Below are 19,621 nucleotides of genomic sequence, written 5' to 3'. Positions count from 1 at the left end.
TATTATCCTAAAAAATTAAAATATATTGATATTTAAAAAATTGATATTTTAAAAAGTATATACATCATTTTATATATTTAAATCATATAGTAAAAAAAATAAAATTTACTAATTTACTATATATTAAATATTTTAATAAATATATTATCTCCATGTTATATATCTTTAAAAAATTATTATTCAGATAATCTATTAGTTCTACTTCATTTTTTTTTGCTCTCTACCCTTGATGACGGAAAAAGCGACCCCATCTAATAATCATTCAACTTTACAGATAATAAGATAAACAACAATACAATCCTATGTAGCTTATTAAAAGCCAAAAAAATGGCCGCATAAAGGTTGATAACCCAATTGATCAAGATATTAAATAGGAGAAAATTTAATGGGTAAAATTATTGGTATTGACTTGGGAACAACCAACTCTTGTGTTGCCATTATGGATGGCAACAAACCACGTGTTTTAGAAAATGCTGAAGGTGATCGTACGACGCCTTCAATTATTGCATATACTCAAGAAGGAGAAGTTTTAGTAGGACAACCTGCTAAACGTCAAGCTATAACTAATCCACAAAATACGCTATTTGCAATAAAACGCTTAATTGGTAGAAAATTTAAAGATGATGAAGTGCAACGTGATATCAAAATAATGCCTTATAAAATCATTAATTCTGATAATGGTGATGCATGGATTGATATAAAAAAACAAAAAATGGCACCTCCTCAAATTTCTGCAGAAGTATTAAAAAAAATGAAAAAAACTGCTGAAGATTATTTAGGAGAACCAATAAAAGAAGCTGTAATTACAGTTCCTGCTTATTTTAATGATGCACAACGTCAAGCAACTAAAGATGCTGGAAGAATAGCAGGATTAGAAGTAAAAAGAATTATTAATGAACCAACAGCAGCTGCGCTTGCCTATGGTTTAGACAAAGGAAATGGTAATAGAACTATAGCTGTCTATGATTTAGGTGGTGGTACATTTGATATATCTATTATTGAAATTGACGACGTAGATAAAGAAAAAACATTCGAAGTACTTGCTACTAATGGAGATACTCATCTTGGAGGAGAAGATTTTGATAGTAGATTAATCAACTATTTAGTCCAAGAATTTAAGAAAGAACAAGGTATAGATTTAAGAAATGATCCATTATCTATGCAACGTTTAAAAGAAGCTGCAGAAAAAGCAAAAATAGAATTATCATCTGCGCAACAAACAGATGTTAATCTTCCATATATCACAGCAGACTCTAATGGACCTAAACATTTAAATATTAAAGTGACTCGTTCAAAATTAGAATCTTTAGTAGAAGATCTCATTACTCGATCTATAGAACCCTTAAAAGTAGCATTAAAAGACGCAGGACTATCAGTTTCAGATATAAATGATGTAATATTAGTAGGTGGCCAAACAAGAATGCCTATGGTACAAAAAAAGGTTGCAGATTTTTTTGGAAAAGAACCTAGGAAAGATGTCAATCCAGATGAAGCCGTAGCAGTCGGTGCTGCAGTTCAAGGAGGAGTGTTATCTGGAGATGTTAAAGATGTTTTATTACTTGATGTTACTCCTTTATCACTAGGTATTGAAACAATGGGTGGTATTATGACTTCACTCATTAATAAAAACACTACAATTCCTACTAAACATAGTCAGGTGTTTTCAACAGCAGAAGATAATCAATCAGCAGTAACTATACATGTACTACAAGGTGAACGTAAAAAATCATCAGATAATAAATCTTTAGGACAATTTAACTTAGATGGAATTCAACCTGCACCTAGAGGTACAGCTCAAATCGAAGTAACATTTGATATTGATTCTGATGGAATACTCCATGTATCTGCAAAAGATAAAAAAACAGGAAAAGAGCAAAAAATTACGATAAAAGCATCTTCTGGACTGAATGAAGAAGAGATTCAAAAAATGGTAAATGATGCAGAAGCTAATTCTGAAGCTGATCAAAAATTTGAAGAACTTGTTCAAACCAGAAATCAAGGTGATCAATTAGTTCATAGTACAAAAAAACAATTGAATGAAAATAAAGATTTAATTCAAGAAAATGATAAAAAAGAAATTGAATTGGCTTTAGAAAAATTAGAAAAAGCATTAAAAGGAGAAAATAAATCTGAAATTGAAAATAATATACAAATGCTTTTAAAATTATCATCAAAGCTAGTAGAAATTAATCAAAAACAATCACAAGAAAAATCAAACGAAGAAAATACATCATCTGATAAAAAAGACGACAATGTCGTAGATGCAGAATTTGAAGAAATTAAAGATCCTAAAAAATAATAACTTCTGATAAAAAGTAGAATAAAAAATTATAACGGACTTCAAACTAACACGGGCGTAGAAAATTATCTACGCCCGTGTAATTATTTTAAAATGATGACGAGTAAATAAGCATGGCAAAAAAAGACTATTATCAAATTTTAGGAATTACAAAATCAGCTGAAGAACGTGAAATTAAAAAAGCATATAAAAAACTAGCGATGAAATATCATCCTGATCGAAATCAAGGAGATAAAACTGCTGAAAATAAATTCAAAGAAGTAAAGGAAGCGTATGAAATTTTAATTAATGAAGAAAAACGAACTGCATATGATCAATATGGACATGCTGCTTTTGAAAATGGTCATTCTAGTAATAATACATATAGTACATTTACTAGCTCTTCAGATTTTGGTGATATTTTTGGAGATGTGTTTGGTGATATTTTTGGTGGAAATAGATCTCAAAGAGCTAAAAAAGGATCTGACTTATGCTATAAAATGGAAATATTGTTAGAAGAAGCAGTAAAAGGAACTAAAAAAGAAATTCGTATTCCAACTCTTCAAAAATGCAAAAGATGTCATGGAAGTGGTGCTAATATTGGAACTAAACCTCATTCATGCTCTACATGTCATGGTAAAGGTCAAATACATATTAGAAAAGGATTCTTTACTGTTCAACAATCTTGTCCTACATGTCAAGGAAGCGGTACAATAATTAAAGATCCATGTAATGGATGTCATGGACAAGGACGAGTAGAAACCTATAAAAAACTATTAGTTAAAATTCCACCTGGTATTGATAACAATGATAGAATTCGCCTAAACAACGAAGGGGAAGCTGGATCTCATGGTGCGCAATCTGGTGATCTTTACGTACAGATTTCAGTTAAAAAACATCCTATTTTTGAAAGAGAAGAAAATAATTTATACTGTGAAGTACCAATAAATTTTACTATGGCAGCATTAGGTGGTGAAATAGAAGTGCCTACACTAGATGGAAGGGTAAAACTAAAAATACCATATGAAACACAATCAGGAAGACTTTTCCGTATTCGTGGAAGAGGAGTAAAATCAATGCATAATAGAAATCAAGGTGATTTGTTATGTCGTGTTGTTGTAGAGACACCAGTAAATCTTAACGAACAACAAAAAAATCTTTTACATGAATTAGGAAAAAGTTTAAATGGTTTTAGAGGCGAAAATAATAGCCCTCGTTCTAAAAGATTTTTTGATGGAGTTAAAAGATTTTTTGACGATTTAACACGATAAAAAATTATAAAGTATTGCTTCTTAATTAAAATTAGAGGCAATACTATCATATACTAATCTTGACACATTTTATTGATCTGAAACGATAAATTAGATTTATAACGTGCGGCTTTATTTTTATGTATTAACCCTTTATTTACATGACTATCAATAATAGGTTGCATCTTTTTAAATGCATTTTGAGCAGTATTTTTATTTCCGGACATAATAGCCATACGTACTTTTTTAATAAAAGTACGAATCATAGAACGTCGACTAGTATTTTTTTTTCGACGCTTTTCAGATGTTACTGAATCTTTTTTAGCAGATTTAATATTAGCCAATTTTTTACCTCTAAATTTTAAAAAAATAAACATTTATTTGAAAATTTAATATTAACGAATATACTAAAAATATATTTTATTATTAAAACTATTGTGAATACTATAAAAAATAGTATATAGAAGAGATTATATCTAATATTTTAAATAATAAATATCTTTATATAATTTTCTTTATTTAATTAATAAGGCAACTTTAAAAATGAAGATTATACGAGGTATTCATAATATTAAAGAAATAATTTCTCGTTCAATTGTTACTATTGGTAATTTTGATGGAATACATTTAGGTCATCAAAAATTATTCTCTTGTGTATGTGAAATAGGTAAGCAATACAAAATACCTACCATCATAATTTTATTTGAACCTCAACCATTAGAATTTTTAAAACACTATAATTCTCCAATACGTATTACAACATTTCGAGAAAAAATACAACGTATTTCATTTTATAAGATTAATAAAATTATATGTATTAAATTTAATCGTTCTTTTCAATCTTTAACTGCAGAAGATTTTATCATAAACATACTTATAAATAAACTAAAGATGAAATTTATAGTCATAGGGGATGATTTTAGATTTGGTGCTGAAAGAAGTGGAGATTTTAATCTTTTAAAAAAATTAAGAAATCAATATCACTTTAAAATTATACAAATAAAAGCTTTATATAAAAATCATATTAAAATTAGTAGTACAAATATTAGAGCTGCATTGTCTAAAAATAATATACAACTGGCGTCTCTACTTCTTGGTCGTCCAGTAAGTATTTCTGGTCGTGTAGTTCATGGTCAGGCAAGAGGAAGAACTTTAGGTTATCCTACAGCAAATATTTTTTTAAAAAAAAAAGCTTTATTTAAAAATGGAGTGTATGCAGTAAAAGTACGTTATTCTTTTAATGAAATATGTATAGGAATATGTAATATTGGTATTAAGCCTAGTTTTATAAATACAGAAAAAAATAAAATACTTGAAGTTTATTTATTCGATAAAAACATAGATTTATATGGAAAATATATAGAAGTAATGCTATATAAAAAAATACGCAATGAACAAATTTTTATTTCAAAACAAGCTTTAAAAGATCAGATTTATCAAGATATTTTAATAGTTAAAAACTATTTTAAAATTCATAATTATTAATATCAAAAAAAAATAAATAAAGAGAAGATAATGAATGATTATAAAAAAACTTTAAATTTACCTATTACAAAATTTTCTATGAGAGGAAATCTTGCACAAAAAGAACCAGAAATATTAAAAAATTGGAATGAAAATCATCTGTATCAATTAATTAGAAAAAAAAATGAAGGGAAAAAAATTTTTTTTCTGCACGATGGTCCACCGTATGCTAATGGTAATATTCATATTGGACATGCAGTTAATAAAATTTTAAAAGATATTATCATAAAATCTAAAAATATGTCAGGTTTTGATGCACCTTTCATTCCATCATGGGATTGTCATGGACTTCCAATTGAACAAAAAGTAGAAAAATTAATAATATGTAATAAAGCAATATCTACTTTAGAATTTCAAAAAAAATGTAGACAATATGCGCAGAGTCAAATTAAAGAACAGAAAAAAGATTTTATAAGATTAGGAGTTATAGGTGATTGGAATAATCCTCATCTTACAATGGATTTTAAAAACGAAGCAAATATAATTAGAACTTTATCTAAAATAATTAAAAAAAAACATTTATATCAAGATTTTAAACCTATATATTGGTGTCTAAAATGTTCTTCTTCCTTATCTGAAGCAGAAATAGAATATTCTAAAAAAAAATCTGATTCAATTATTGTAGCATTAAAGAGTCAGTGTGATTTCACAATAAACACATTATTTAATGTTTCTAAATCAAATAATAAAGAAATATATCTTCCTATTTGGACTACAACACCTTGGACTCTTCCATCTAGTAAAGCAATTACAATACATCCAGATTTTGAATATGAATTAATAGAAACTGAAAAATCAAATTTTATTATAGCAAAAGAATTAGTTAATAATGTATTTAATAAATTAAAAATAAAAAAATGGTTGATAATTAATTCTATAAAAGGCAAATTTTTAGAAAACACAACATTTTTACATCCGTTACTAAAAAATATTTATCTACCTGTTATTTTAGGAAAACATGTAAATCTTGAGTCTGGTACAGGAGCTGTTCACACAGCACCAGATCACGGTCCTGATGATTATACAATCAGTCAAAAATATAATATTAAAACTAGTCATTTCGTAAATGTTGATGGAAACTATGTTGCTGAAACACACTCCCAATTAGATGGTATAAATGTTTTTAAAGCTAATCCAATTATTATCAAATTACTAATTGATAAAAATCTTTTATTACATTATGAATCTTTGACGCATAATTATCCACATTGTTGGAGACATAAAAGCCCAATTATTTATAGAGCAACTCCCCAGTGGTTTATAAATATTGATCAATTTAAATTAAGGAATCAATGCTTACAAGAAATAAAAAAAGTATCTTGGATACCTGAATGGGGTGAATCTCGAATAAAAGATATGATTCAAAAAAGACCTGATTGGTGCATTTCAAGACAAAGAAAATGGGGTGTACCGATGTCAATTTTTATACACAAAAAAACAGGAGAAATTCATCCTAAAATCTCTTTTTTAATGGAAAAAATAGCTAAAAAAGTAGAATTAGAAGGAATACAAGTGTGTTGGAACTTAGATTTAAAAGAAATATTAGGTCAAGAGTATCAATCATATATTCAAATATTAGATATATTAGATGTATGGTTTGAATCAGGAAATACACATACTTCAATCAAATATACAAATAAAAAATATACTAAAAATAGTGCAGATATGTATCTAGAAGGTTCAGATCAACATAGAGGTTGGTTTATGTCTTCTTTAATAATATCAACATTAATCTCTGGAAAAGCACCTTATTCTAAAGTATTAACTCATGGATTTGTAGTTGATGGAACAGGGCAAAAAATGTCTAAGTCTATTGGTAACACTATTAGTCCTAATGATATAGTTCAGAAATTAGGAGCTGATATTTTAAGATTATGGGTTGCATCTTCTAATTATTGTAATGATATTTCTATTTCTGACGAAATATTAAAAAATTCATCAGATACATATCGTAGAATTAGAAATACAGCACGTTTTTTGCTTGCAAATATAAATGATTTTGAACCTGACAAACATATAGTAGATAAAAATGAAATGATTTCTTTAGATAAATGGGCTATAGGTCAAACTAAAATAGTTCAAGAAGAAATTATTAAATTCTATAATAGTTATAATTTTCATGGAGTAATACAACGTATAATGTATTTCTGTTCTATGGAAATGGGTTCTTTCTATTTAGATATTATAAAAGATAGACAATACACTTTAAAAACTAATAGTAAAGAAAGACGTAGCTGTCAAACAGCCATGTACTATATAATTCATTCATTAGTTCGATGGATAGCTCCAATATTATCTTTTACAGCTGATGAAATCTGGCATTATTTACCAGAAAAAAAATCTAAATATGTATTTACAGAAGAGTGGTTTGACAAACTATTTCATTTAGACCAAGATGATTTTTTCAATTATCAATTTTGGAATGAAATAATAAATATTAAAAATGAAGTAAATAAATTTTTAGAGATAGAAATTAAAAATAAAAATCTTAATAATTCACTTGAAGCTTCTATAATACTGTATGTATTACCTGAATTGTCCAAAAAATTGAAATCATTAGGAACAGAGTTAAAATTTATATTTTTAACATCTGAAGTTATAGTTAAAACTTATGAGAGTGCACCTACTAACACTAAAACAAGTAAAACTATTGCTCATTTTAAAATATCTCTAACAAAAATTAAAAAACAAAAATGTTTACGATGTTGGCATTATTCTATTGATATTGAAAATTATATAAACAACACTGATATCTGTAATCGTTGTATTTTGAATACAGTTGGAAATGGTGAAAAACGTACATTTATATAATGAAAAATAATATTCAAAAAAAAGATTGGAATTATATCTTAATAGTAATCATTATTATTATTGATATTTTGAGTAAATATTGGATTTCCAATCATATTAAGATACATAATGTAAAAAAAATTTTTTCGATATTAAATTTATTTCATATACACAATTATGGTGCAGCATTTAGCTTGTTATCTACACAGGGAAAATCACAAAGATGGTTGCTATCAATTATTAGTACTTTAACTATATTAATCATCATACAAACTAAAAAAAAAGAAAATAATAAAATAACAGCTTATTCTTTTATTATCGCAGGTGCAATAGGTAACTTGATAGATCGTATTTTTTATGGTTTTGTAATAGACTTTATTGATATACATATTAATAATTGGCATTTTGCTACATTTAATATAGCTGATTGTAGTATTTTTTTTGGTATTCTTATGCTGATACGAAAAAATCATTAAATTGTTTGAATAGTTTTATATAATGTTCAATTATTATCATCAACATGAATATTTATGGAGAGATATATAGTGGATATTATATTAGCTAATCCTAGAGGTTTTTGTGCAGGTGTTAAGAGAGCAATTTTAATAGTTGAAAATGCATTAAAAATGTATAAAAAAACAATATATGTTAAACATGAATTAGTACATAATCAATATGTAGTCAAACAATTATGTCGTAAGGGAGTCGTTTTTATTGAAGAAATTTCACAAATTCCAGACTTTTCTATAGTAATTTTTTCAGCTCATGGAGTTTCAAAAAAGGTAAAAAAAGAAGCTCTTAAAAAAAAATTAATCATTTTAAATGCTACTTGTCCTCTAGTTACCAAAGTACATGTAGAAGTATCAAAACTGAGTTTAAAAGGGACAGAAACGATTCTTATTGGTCATAAAGGTCATCCTGAAGTAGAAGGTATAATAGGACAATATGATAATAAAAATGGAAAAATACATCTTATTCAAGATGTAAAAGAAGTAAATAATTTATCTATTGAAAATAATCAACAATTAAATTTTGTAACCCAAACTACTTTATCAATTTCACATACAAAAAACATTATTTCTGCTTTAAAAAAAAAATTTCCTAACATTATTGGTCCTGTTAAAGAAGATATATGCTATGCAACAACTAATCGTCAAAAAGCAGTTCAGAAACTATCTCAAATAACCGATATGATACTTGTAGTAGGATCAAAAAATTCCTCTAATTCTAATAGACTTGCAGAATTAGGAAAAGAAACAGGAACATTTACGAAACTCATTGATTCTTATGTTGATATCAAAACAAAATGGTTAAAAAATATTAATTATATTGGTATTACCGCTGGTGCCTCTGCACCAGAAATATTAGTAAAAGAAGTAATTCAGTATTTAAAAAAAATAGGTGCTAATCAGACAATAGAAGTTATAGGCACTGAAGAAAAAACAGTCTTTAAAATACCTAAAAGACTATTATCTATAAAAACATTATTAGATAACAATGGAGAATAAAAATAATGAATAAAATCAAAACACGAATTGCAATTACTGGTCCTATGGGAAGAATGGGTCAAATACTTATTAAAGAAATACAAAAAAATAAAAACACATGTTTAACACTAGCATTATTAAAAAAACATCATCCATTAATCAATAAAGATATTGGAGAATCACTTGGAATAGGAAAAATAGGTATAATTGCAACTGATAAATTAAATCATAAAAAAAACAAAGACTTTGATGTTTTAATTGATTTTACTAATCCTAGTACTACATTACATTATTTAAAATATTGCAGTGAATTAAAAAAAAATATTGTTATTGGTACTACTGGTTTTTCAGAAGAAGAAATACATACTATAAAAATACACTCTAAAGAAATTGGTATAATTATATCATCAAATTTTAGTATAGGAATAAATCTGCTTTTTCAACTAGTGGAAAAATCTACAGAAATTATAGGAAAAAATTCTGATATTAATATTATGGAATCTCATCATCGTAATAAAATAGATGCTCCTTCAGGTACAGCATTATCAATAGGAAAAGTAATATCAAAAGTGATGAACTGGGATTTACAAAAACATTCTATATACTATACACCAGGAATTACTGGAATTAGAAAAACAAAAAAAATTGGTTTTTCTGTTGTACGTTCTGGTGATATTGTAGGAAAACATACTGTTATGTTTTCTAGTTCTGGTGAAGAAATAAAAATTACTCATACTGCATCTAATAGAATCTGTTTTGCTAAAGGTGCTATACAATCTGCAATATGGTTACATAAAAAAAAGATGGGTTTATTTGATATGACAGATGTATTATCATCTACGTAATAAATTATTATAATATTTTCCAATATGTAAATATTCATTATCATAATAGACAAAAATATTAATTTTAGTTAAAATATAAAAAACGTTTTATATAAAAAAATCAACATAAAAAGTACTTTTTTAATGGAGGATGTTTTGAGCCAATTAGCAGTACTAGTTTTAGAAGACGGGACTAGATTTCACGGACGAGCTATTGGAGCACAGGGAATAACTGTAGGTGAAGTTGTGTTTAATACATCAATAACTGGTTATCAAGAAATCATCACTGATCCTTCTTATTCACATCAAATTATAACATTAACCCATCCTCATATTGGAAATGTAGGGACTAATTCTAACGATGAAGAATCATCTAAAATTCATGCAAAAGGACTGATTATTCGTGATTTATCACCTATTGCAAGTAATTATAGAAACAAAAAAAGTTTTTCTTCTTATTTAATAGAAAATAATATTGTTGCAATATCTGATGTTGATACAAGAAAACTTACGCGTATTTTACGTACAAAAGGTTCACAAAATGGATGTATCATAGAAGATAAAAAAGAAAATTATTGTATAGCACATAACAATGCTAAAAATTTTTTAAGTTTACAAGGTTTAGATTTAGCAAAAGAAGTATCTACACAAATTACTTATAATTGGAGTGAAGGAAGCTTTCTACTAAAGAAAAAAAAATTCTTTTCTATTAAAAAAGAAACATCTTTATTCCATGTTGTAGTATATGATTTTGGAGTCAAGAGAAATATACTACGAATGCTTGTAGATAGAGGTTGTTATTTGACAATTGTTCCAGCATCTACTGATCCTAAAACAGTATTAAATTTATTTCCAGATGGAGTTTTTTTATCTAATGGACCAGGAGATCCAAGACCTTGTCATTATGCCATTAAAGCTATTCAATACTTTTTAAAAATAAACATCCCAATTTTTGGAATATGTCTAGGACATCAACTATTGGCTTTAGCTAGTGGAGCTAAAATTGTAAAAATGAAATTTGGACATCATGGAGGCAATCATCCTGTAAAAGAAATTCATACGAACCGAGTGATCATTACATCCCAAAATCATAGTTTTACCGTAGATAATAAAAATATGCCAAATAATATAAAAATTACACATAGTTCTCTTTTTGATGGTACGTTACAAGGATTATCTTTGACAAATAAATTAGCTTTTAGTTTTCAGGGACATCCAGAAGCTAGTCCTGGACCACACGATGCTTCTTCTTTATTCGATCATTTTATTCAATTAATTATTTATCATAAAACTAAAACTCAGTAATCTATTAGGGAAAAAAAATGCCTAAATCTACTGATATAAAATCTATCTTAATTCTTGGAGCAGGTCCAATAGTAATTGGCCAAGCCTGTGAATTTGATTATTCTGGTGCACAAGCTTGTAAAGCTTTAAAAGAAGAAGGCTATAGAATAATTCTTGTTAATTCTAATCCTGCTACTATTATGACAGATCCTGGAATGGCTGATGCGACATATATTGAACCTATTCATTGGAAAATAGTAGAAAAAATTATTAAAAAAGAAAAACCTGATGCATTACTACCAACAATGGGAGGACAAACAGCTCTAAATTGTGCTTTAGAATTAGATAAAAAAGGAATTTTAAATTTATTTAATGTACAAATAATAGGTGCTACAGTTGACGCTATTAAAAAAGCTGAGAATAGAAAATTATTTGAACATTCTATGAAAAAATTAGGTTTAGAAACTGCAAGATGTGGTATTGCACATAATATTAAAAAAGCTTTTTTAGTATTAAAAAATGTAGGTTTTCCTTGTATTATTCGACCTTCTTTTACTATGGGTGGACATGGAGGAGGAATTGCATATAATCATGAAGAATTCGAAGAAATTTGTGAACGAGGACTAAAATTATCTCCTAACACAGAACTTTTAATTGATGAATCTCTAATAGGTTGGAAAGAATACGAAATGGAAGTCGTACGAGATAAAAATAATAATTGTATTATTGTTTGTTCCATTGAAAATTTAGATCCGATGGGTATTCATACAGGTGATTCTATTACTGTAGCACCAGCACAAACTCTTACTGATAAAGAATATCAAGTAATGAGAAATGCGTCTATGTCCATTTTAAGAGAAATAGGAGTAGAAACTGGTGGCTCTAATGTACAATTTGCTATTAATCCAAAAAATGGCAGAATGATTGTTATTGAAATGAATCCTAGAGTTTCTCGTTCCTCTGCATTAGCTTCTAAAGCTACTGGATTTCCCATTGCTAAAATTGCTGCTAAATTAGCGGTAGGATATACATTAGATGAACTTGCCAACGATATTACAGGCACAAATACTACTGCATCTTTTGAACCATCAATAGATTACATAGTAACAAAAATACCTAGATTTAATTTTGAAAAATTTCCAGGATGTAACGATAGATTAACTACACAAATGAAATCTGTTGGAGAAGTAATGGCAATAGGTCGTACTTTTCAAGAATCTATCCAAAAAGCTATTCGTGGCTTAGAAGTCGGTGCTAGCGGATTTGATTCTAAAATATCTTCTTCTGATCCAGAATATTTAATAAAAATTAGACATGAATTAAAAGAAACAGGAGCTGAACGTCTTTGGTATATAGGAGATGCATTCCGTGCAGGTATGTCTGTAACAGATGTAGTTGAATTAACATCTATTGATCCATGGTTTCTTATTCAAATTCAAGAACTTATATTTTTAGAAAAGAAAATCATTGAAAATAAATTTATTGGATTAAAATATAATTTCTTTTATTTTATTAAAAGAAAAGGTTTTTCTGATCAACGAATCGCAATACTCACTAATAAAAAAGAAAGTGAAATAAGAAAACTACGTTATGAACTCAATTTACATCCTGTATATAAAAGAATTGATACATGCTCAGCAGAATTTTCAACAGAAACAGCATATATGTATTCAACATGGGAAGATGAATGTGAATCCTATCCAAATAAAAATGATAAAAAAATTATTATAATAGGTGGTGGACCTAATAGAATAGGACAAGGTATAGAATTTGATTATTGTTGTGTACATGCTGCTCAAGCTTTACGAGAAGATGGTTTTGAAGCAATTATGATTAATTGTAATCCTGAAACAGTATCTACTGACTATGATATCTCAGATAGATTATATTTTGAACCCATTACATTAGAAAACGTTTTAGAAATTGTCAGAATAGAAAAACCTAAAGGTGTTATTATTCAATATGGTGGACAAACACCATTGAAATTAGCTCGTCAATTTGAAAAAGAAGGTGTACCAATTATTGGTACTAGTCCTGATTCTATTGATAATGCAGAAGATCGAAATCGTTTTCAAAAAACTGTCAACAAATTAAAACTACAACAACCTTTAAATGCCACAGTTTTTACTTTAGAAGAAGCTGTTAAACAAGCAAAAATAATTGGTTATCCAATTATGGTAAGACCATCTTATGTACTAGGTGGTAGAGCAATGGAAATCGTTTATAATGTATATGGTTTAGAAAATTATTTTAAAATAAATTTAAAAGAAAAAAATACTACTCCAATTTTACTAGATCAATATTTAGATTATGCTACAGAAGTTGATGTTGATGCTATATGTGATGGAAAAACAGTACTTATTGGTGGCATTATGGAACATATTGAACAAGCTGGAATTCATTCAGGAGATTCTGCATGTTCTTTACCAGCATACACATTGACAAATAAAATTCAATATGAAATTAGAAAACAAGTAAAAAAACTAGCTATAGAATTATCTGTACAAGGATTAATGAATGTACAATTTGCTATTAAAAAAAATAAAATATATATTATTGAAGTAAATCCGAGAGCAGCACGAACAGTTCCATTTGTTTCAAAAGCAACTGGTCTTGCACTAGCAAAAATTTCTGTACGAGTGATGTATGGAAAAACACTATTAGAACAAGGTTTTACAAAAGAAATTATTCCGCCATATTTTTCAGTAAAAGAAGCTATTCTTCCCTTTGATAAATTTCAAGGTGTTGATCCTATATTGGGTCCGGAAATGCGTTCTACAGGAGAAGTTATGGGTATCGGAAATAACTTTTCGGAAGCTTTTTCTAAAGCAATGCTTGGTGCACATACAAACATGAAAAAATCAGGACGTGTTCTTCTTTCAGTAAGAGATGATGATAAAAATAATATTATAAATTTAGCAGTTAAATTAAAAAAATCAGGATTTAAAATTGACGCAACTAAAGGAACGTCTATGGCTTTAAAAAAATCTGGAATTTCTTCTAGACTTGTTAATAAAGTACATGAAGGTCGTCCTCATATACAAGATCGATTAAAAAACGGAGAGTATTCTTATATTATTAATACAACTGCATGTTATCAAGGAATCAAAGATTCTAAATTAATATGTCGTAGTGCTCTTCAATACAAAGTACATTATGATACAACTATAAATGGTGCGTTTGCAACTGTTATGGCTTTAAATGAAAAACCAACTAAAAATGTAAAATCACTTCAAGAAATGCATAAAAAAATACATTAAATTTAAAAAATTTCTATATATTTTTTATATAATTAAATATTTATAAATATGTTGTAAAACATATTTATAATGTATATTATGGACGTTTTTATTTATATGAATATAAGTTTAATTGCTGCAGTTTCTAAAAATTTAGTAATTGGATGTAATAATAAAATACCTTGGTATCTTCCAGAAGATTTAAAATGGTTTAAAAAAAATACACTATATAAAAATGTGATTATGGGTCGTTTGACTTGGGAGTCTATTGGGAAACCTTTATCTATGCGTACTAATATAGTAATTAGTAGAACAAAAATTCTACATAAAGATATAATTTGGGCTAATTCTATATCTAATGCTATTATTTCTTCAAAACATAATCAAGAAATCATGATTATCGGAGGAGGTGAAATATATAAAAAAATGCTATTTTATGCGAATAAGTTATATTTAACTCACATAGATATTGATATTATTGGCGATGTTTATTTTCCTAATTATCAATTATATCCTTATTGGAAAGTACTATTTAGAAAACATTTTACTAAAAATGATTCCAATCCTTATAATTATCATTATGAAATCTTATCAAGATGATATCAATACTTTTAAATATTAAATTTTACTTTATTATTTAAGTAAAGAAGATTGAGAAAACCATTTTTTATCTTCCCACCGAAATATTTTTAAATCTCCACCCCAACAACAACCACCATCTAATGAAAAAAATGGTTGAGGAATATAAGTTCCTTTTAAAGAAGACCAATGCCCAAAAAAAACAGAGTAATTTTTTGGAATTTTTTGTTTCATTAAAAACCATGGCTGAAGAGGATACTTAATAAAATTTGGAGATTGTTTATAAAACATGTTCAATCGACCATCAGGATAACAATATCTCATTCTTGTAAAAATATTCATACTATATCTTAATTGATCTAATCTATTTAATTTTGACTCCCAAAAAATTATATTGCTACTATACATAGCTTCAAGAAATAAAGAATAATTGTCATGAGATAAAAACTCTTCAATAGCTAATGCATATATTTTCAAAGCATTGATATCTAATTGTGGACTAATACCTGCATGAACCATAATAATTTTACGTTTTTTATCAATTTTTATTAAAGATTGATGTCTTAACCAATTTACTAGTTTAAAACTATCTTTAGAAGCAAGTAATTCATCAAATAAATTTTCTTTTTTATTCTTTTTTATACCAGAATACACTGCAATTAAATTTATATCATGATTACCAAGTACTATGTTTACTCTACTTTTAAAAGTATATAGATATCTTAAAACTTTAAGCGAATCAGGTCCTCTTGATACTAAATCACCTGCAATCCATAAATAATCTTTTTTATTATTAAAACCTGATTTTTCTAAAAGCAGTTTAAATTCTTTATAGCAACCGTGGATATCGCTAATAAAATAAGTACTCATATAGCTTATTCTCTTTGAATTAAAATCAAAATATTTTAAAAAAATTATTTTTTAAGATTTTTTTTATATAAATAATTAGCTAATTGACAATATTGCAATATAGATACATTTTCAGCTCTTAATTTAGGGTTAATATCTAATTGTACTAAAATTGTTTCAGAAAATAAATCTTTTAAACTATGTCGTAATATTTTTCTTCTATTTTGAAATGATTTATTTGTAACAAGACTTAAAATATTAATGTCATAAACAAAATAAGGAGAAATATTATGAGGTATCAATTTGACAAATATAGAATGCACTTTAGGAATAGGATAAAAATCTTCAGGTATAGCATTTAACAATATTTTAATATCACAATAATACTGAGAGATAATGCTTAAACGACCGTAAGATTTATTTCCAGGTAAAGCTATTAATCTCTCAGCAACTTCTTTCTGTAACATAAAATTCATATCTTGAATTACTTGAATATGTTTAAATAAAAAAAGAATCAAAGAAGTAGAAATATTATATGGTAAATTTCCAAAAATACGAATTAATTGATTTTTTTTATAAAAAAGTTGTGTAAAATTAAAAGTTAAAGCATCTTGACAAAAAACTACTAATTTAGAATAGAATGATTTTTGTTTTAATAAAAGTAATAAATTATAGTCTACTTCAATGACAAATAATTGATCTAATAATTGACACATAGGTTCAGTTAAAGCAGCTAATCCTGGCCCAATTTCTACTAATGTTTGCCCTATTTCTGGATGTATTTTTTTAATAATATTATCTACTATATTTTTATTAATAAGAAAGTTTTGTCCATATTTTTTTAAAGGAAAATGTTTTTTAAAAATTTTTATACTCATAAATAAATACTTATTGTTTTATGATGTTAATAAATAGAAAACATATACTATGATCCTATGATTTTTATATAAGATAAGTGTTTAAGATTTTCTATCCAATGACGTTTTTCTAATGTCATTTTTTGGAGAAATAAAATATTATATGCTTCTCTTCTTTTTAAATGATAAAATTTATCTACTTGACGTTTATCTAGTAATTTAACTATATGCCATCCGAAGTTAGATTTAATCGGCTTACTTATCTCATTTTTTTTTAAAGATAATAATACTTTATTAACATTAGAATTAAATGATTCTTCAGAAATCCATCCTATATCACCATTTTTATTAGATGAATAAAAATCTTGAGAAAAATTTTTCACAGCATAATCAAAGCTATAAATTCCTTTCTTAATATTTTTATATATATCTAAAATATTATTTTTTGATTCTAAATCTGTTAGAATAATAGAAGGTTTAATTAAACAATGTTGTATATAAAATTCAGTTATAACATTTTCTTGATTATTATTAATATTATTTACTTTAAAAATATAAAGTCCTTTATTACCTAAAATAGGTCCTAAAATTTGTCCTTTTTCTATAATATTAAAAGCATTAGAAAAACTATTTTGTATATCTTGAAAATTCATCCAAAACATTTTTTTTACCAAAAAAAGACTATTCTTCTTTTTACATTCCGCATATAATTTTTCAAAATCATAACCTTTTTTAAGTTTTATGATAATACTCTCTGCTATTTTCTTTTTATTATTTATATCGAAATTAGAATTTTCTTTCAAAAAAGGTAATAAAATATAGCTTAAATTTATCTTTTTTAATTGTTTATTATTTTCTATAAGTTTTTTAAAAACAAAATTCACTTCTTTTTCTGAAATATTAATACGTTTATTAAGCTCGTAATCTTGTATCATTTTAATTGTTAATAATTTTTTAATATTATTGATATAATTTTTATAAGTAAAATGACTATTAAATAAAATATTATTTTTCAACTGATCAACACTAATCTTTTTTTTCAAAGCTATCTTTTGAATCATAGTATTTATTTGTTCTTTAGTAACTACTATATGCATATTACTTGCTTCTTGTAAAATTAAATTCTCTAAAATTAATTTTTGAATTACTTTTTCTTTTAAAAAATTAATTTTTAAAGGTATTTTAAAATGTTCATCTTCTTTTTCAAATAAAGAGAGAATCTTGTTAATATCACTTTTTAATATAATTTGATCATTTATAATAGCTGTAATATTATCTATTTCTAATTCTTTAGATGCAACACAAAATATAGTACTAAAAACATATAAAATTATACAAATCCATACTTTCATTTTAATTCTTCTTTTTTATTCTATTTTTAAATTTTTAATAATATAATATTTTTATTAAATAAAATTAAAAAAATTTTTCTTGAGGTTATTTTGAAAATTATATAAAGTATAAATATTCATAAAAACAATTTTTCCTGTCACATAACATCGAAAATAATGAGAATTTATGGAATCTTGGTTAACAAACTTTATCACACAATCTTTAACTTATTCACTATTAGTAGTTGGCATAGTATCTTTTTTAGAATCTCTTGCTTTAGTAGGATTGTTATTACCTGGCATTATCTTAATGACTACACTAGGTACTTTTATAGGTGATGGAAGATTATCATTCTATCCCGCTTGGATATCCGGCACAATAGGATGTGCACTAGGAGATTGGATCTCATACTATATTGGATTATATTTTAAAAATTGGTTATGCGATTTTAAATTTTTAAAAAAAAATCAAAAATTATTTAATAAAACAAAATCTTTACTGCATAAACATAGCTTTATAACTATTATTATAGGTAGATTTATAGGTCCAACGAGACCTTTAATACCAATGATTTCTGGTATGCTAAAATTACCATTAAATAAGTTTTTTTTACCTAGTGTTATTGGATGTATACTATGGCCTCCAGTCTATTTTTTCCCTGGAATAGTCACTGGTATCACTATAAATATACCTCAAAATCCTGAAAATGACTATTTTAAATGGTTTTTATTAATTATTTCAATTTTAATCTGGATTGGAATATGGCTAGTATCCAAGTGGTGGAAAATAAAAAAAAATCGAACTAATACTTCTTCGTTCTTCAACCAAACAAATACTGGTTGGCTAGCAATAATAACAGTTATTTCTGCAATTACTAGTTTAATTTTTATACAATTTCATCCTACAATGTTTGTTTTTAAAAAAATATTATTTTCTATATTATTTGGTATTAAATAAAAAAATTAAATTTTAATAATGCTAAGTATTAGCATGAGTATTTACTAGGAATTCAATTATATTAGTTTAAAATTACTAAACGTGTAAAAAATCAATATGTAATAATTTTAATTTAAAAGAATGACGTTGAACTGCTTGAACTTTGACTGTATATTTCTGATCTTGAATAATTAACAATAAATATTCTTTATAAAATTCTATTTTTTTTTGTAAATTAAAAATAGAATTATGATCTAGTATCAGCAGAGTACTCTCTTGATTTGCTCCATATAAAATACCTGGAAATTTATTTTTAACACGTAATCTTCTACTAATACTTTTACCTTTTTCTTCTCTTAATTCTGCATTAACTATTAACATAATTTTCTCTC

General features: G+C 26.1%; 16 protein-coding genes. 11 read left to right on the top strand and 5 right to left on the bottom strand.

The genetic code is table 11. From position 1 onward, the window contains the following. Nucleotides 1-385: 385 nt before the first annotated feature. Nucleotides 386-2,299 carry a molecular chaperone DnaK gene (gene dnaK / locus D9V67_RS00780; RefSeq protein ID WP_158359150.1) on the top strand — a complete coding sequence of 638 codons (1,914 nt, stop codon included), beginning with the start codon at nucleotides 386-388 and terminating at the stop codon, nucleotides 2,297-2,299. A 113-nt stretch (nucleotides 2,300-2,412) separates the two neighbouring features. Further along, on the top strand, nucleotides 2,413-3,549 hold the full coding sequence (dnaJ, locus tag D9V67_RS00775; RefSeq protein ID WP_158359148.1) for a molecular chaperone DnaJ: 1,137 nt from the start codon (nucleotides 2,413-2,415) through the stop codon (nucleotides 3,547-3,549). A 53-nt stretch (nucleotides 3,550-3,602) separates the two neighbouring features. Here the strand turns inward: dnaJ and rpsT are convergent, their stop codons facing one another. Beyond that, the gene (gene rpsT, locus D9V67_RS00770) at nucleotides 3,603-3,872 is read right to left on the bottom strand and encodes a 30S ribosomal protein S20 (protein WP_158359146.1); all 270 of its coding nucleotides are present in this window, start codon (nucleotides 3,870-3,872) and stop codon (nucleotides 3,603-3,605) included. Nucleotides 3,873-4,071: 199 nt separating this feature from the next. On the opposite strand from rpsT, the gene ribF reads away from it, so the two are divergent. From ribF to folA, 8 genes are all read left to right on the top strand, one after another. After that, complete coding sequence (ribF, locus tag D9V67_RS00765; RefSeq protein ID WP_158359144.1) at nucleotides 4,072-5,013, top strand: bifunctional riboflavin kinase/FAD synthetase; 942 nt, start codon at nucleotides 4,072-4,074, stop codon at nucleotides 5,011-5,013. 30 nt (nucleotides 5,014-5,043) lie between these two features. Beyond that, entirely contained in the window at nucleotides 5,044-7,863 is a 2,820-nt protein-coding gene (gene ileS / locus D9V67_RS00760) for an isoleucine--tRNA ligase (RefSeq protein ID WP_158359141.1), read from the top strand. Then, entirely contained in the window at nucleotides 7,863-8,318 is a 456-nt protein-coding gene (lspA, locus tag D9V67_RS00755) for a signal peptidase II (RefSeq protein ID WP_158359139.1), read from the top strand. Before ileS ends, lspA begins: the two co-directional genes overlap by 1 nt. A 69-nt stretch (nucleotides 8,319-8,387) precedes the next feature. After that, nucleotides 8,388-9,350, top strand: coding sequence for a 4-hydroxy-3-methylbut-2-enyl diphosphate reductase (gene ispH / locus D9V67_RS00750; RefSeq protein WP_158359136.1), 963 nt, complete (start codon nucleotides 8,388-8,390; stop codon nucleotides 9,348-9,350). Between the two features lie 5 nt (nucleotides 9,351-9,355). Continuing rightward, on the top strand, nucleotides 9,356-10,174 hold the full coding sequence (dapB, locus tag D9V67_RS00745; RefSeq protein ID WP_158359133.1) for a 4-hydroxy-tetrahydrodipicolinate reductase: 819 nt from the start codon (nucleotides 9,356-9,358) through the stop codon (nucleotides 10,172-10,174). A gap of 123 nt (nucleotides 10,175-10,297) precedes the next feature. Next, nucleotides 10,298-11,458, top strand: a complete 1,161-nt coding sequence (gene carA, locus D9V67_RS00740) for a glutamine-hydrolyzing carbamoyl-phosphate synthase small subunit (protein ID WP_158359131.1) — start codon at nucleotides 10,298-10,300, stop codon at nucleotides 11,456-11,458. A 17-nt stretch (nucleotides 11,459-11,475) separates the two neighbouring features. Further along, nucleotides 11,476-14,697: a carbamoyl-phosphate synthase large subunit gene (gene carB / locus D9V67_RS00735; protein ID WP_158359128.1), complete on the top strand. Its 3,222-nt coding sequence runs from the start codon at nucleotides 11,476-11,478 to the stop codon at nucleotides 14,695-14,697. Between the two features lie 96 nt (nucleotides 14,698-14,793). Further along, nucleotides 14,794-15,276, top strand: a complete 483-nt coding sequence (gene folA / locus D9V67_RS00730; RefSeq protein WP_158359126.1) for a type 3 dihydrofolate reductase — start codon at nucleotides 14,794-14,796, stop codon at nucleotides 15,274-15,276. A gap of 33 nt (nucleotides 15,277-15,309) precedes the next feature. Here the strand turns inward: folA and D9V67_RS00725 are convergent, their stop codons facing one another. Genes D9V67_RS00725 through D9V67_RS00715 form a run of 3 tightly spaced genes read right to left on the bottom strand, consistent with a single transcriptional unit; the run spans nucleotide 15,310 to nucleotide 18,313 of the window. Further along, a complete protein-coding gene (locus tag D9V67_RS00725; RefSeq protein WP_158359124.1) occupies nucleotides 15,310-16,125 on the bottom strand; it encodes a symmetrical bis(5'-nucleosyl)-tetraphosphatase in 816 nt (271 codons plus the stop codon). A 44-nt stretch (nucleotides 16,126-16,169) separates the two neighbouring features. Then, nucleotides 16,170-16,982, bottom strand: coding sequence for a 16S rRNA (adenine(1518)-N(6)/adenine(1519)-N(6))-dimethyltransferase RsmA (gene rsmA / locus D9V67_RS00720; RefSeq protein WP_158359122.1), 813 nt, complete (start codon nucleotides 16,980-16,982; stop codon nucleotides 16,170-16,172). A 47-nt stretch (nucleotides 16,983-17,029) separates the two neighbouring features. Continuing rightward, nucleotides 17,030-18,313 carry a peptidylprolyl isomerase gene (locus D9V67_RS00715; protein WP_158359120.1) on the bottom strand — a complete coding sequence of 428 codons (1,284 nt, stop codon included), beginning with the start codon at nucleotides 18,311-18,313 and terminating at the stop codon, nucleotides 17,030-17,032. Between the two features lie 166 nt (nucleotides 18,314-18,479). Here D9V67_RS00715 and D9V67_RS00710 point away from each other — a divergent pair, with 166 nt between their 5' ends. After that, nucleotides 18,480-19,250: a DedA family protein gene (locus D9V67_RS00710; protein ID WP_158359118.1), complete on the top strand. Its 771-nt coding sequence runs from the start codon at nucleotides 18,480-18,482 to the stop codon at nucleotides 19,248-19,250. 75 nt (nucleotides 19,251-19,325) lie between these two features. Here the strand turns inward: D9V67_RS00710 and rplY are convergent, their stop codons facing one another. After that, nucleotides 19,326-19,610 carry a 50S ribosomal protein L25 gene (rplY, locus tag D9V67_RS00705; protein ID WP_158359116.1) on the bottom strand — a complete coding sequence of 95 codons (285 nt, stop codon included), beginning with the start codon at nucleotides 19,608-19,610 and terminating at the stop codon, nucleotides 19,326-19,328. Nucleotides 19,611-19,621: the final 11 nt, after the last annotated feature.

It is taken from the genome of Buchnera aphidicola (Brachycaudus cardui), assembly GCF_005081945.1.
Lineage (GTDB): Bacteria > Pseudomonadota > Gammaproteobacteria > Enterobacterales > Enterobacteriaceae > Buchnera > Buchnera aphidicola_AN.
Note: the sequence above shows the minus strand (reverse complement) of the source record. Positions and strands in the feature narration are given on the sequence as shown.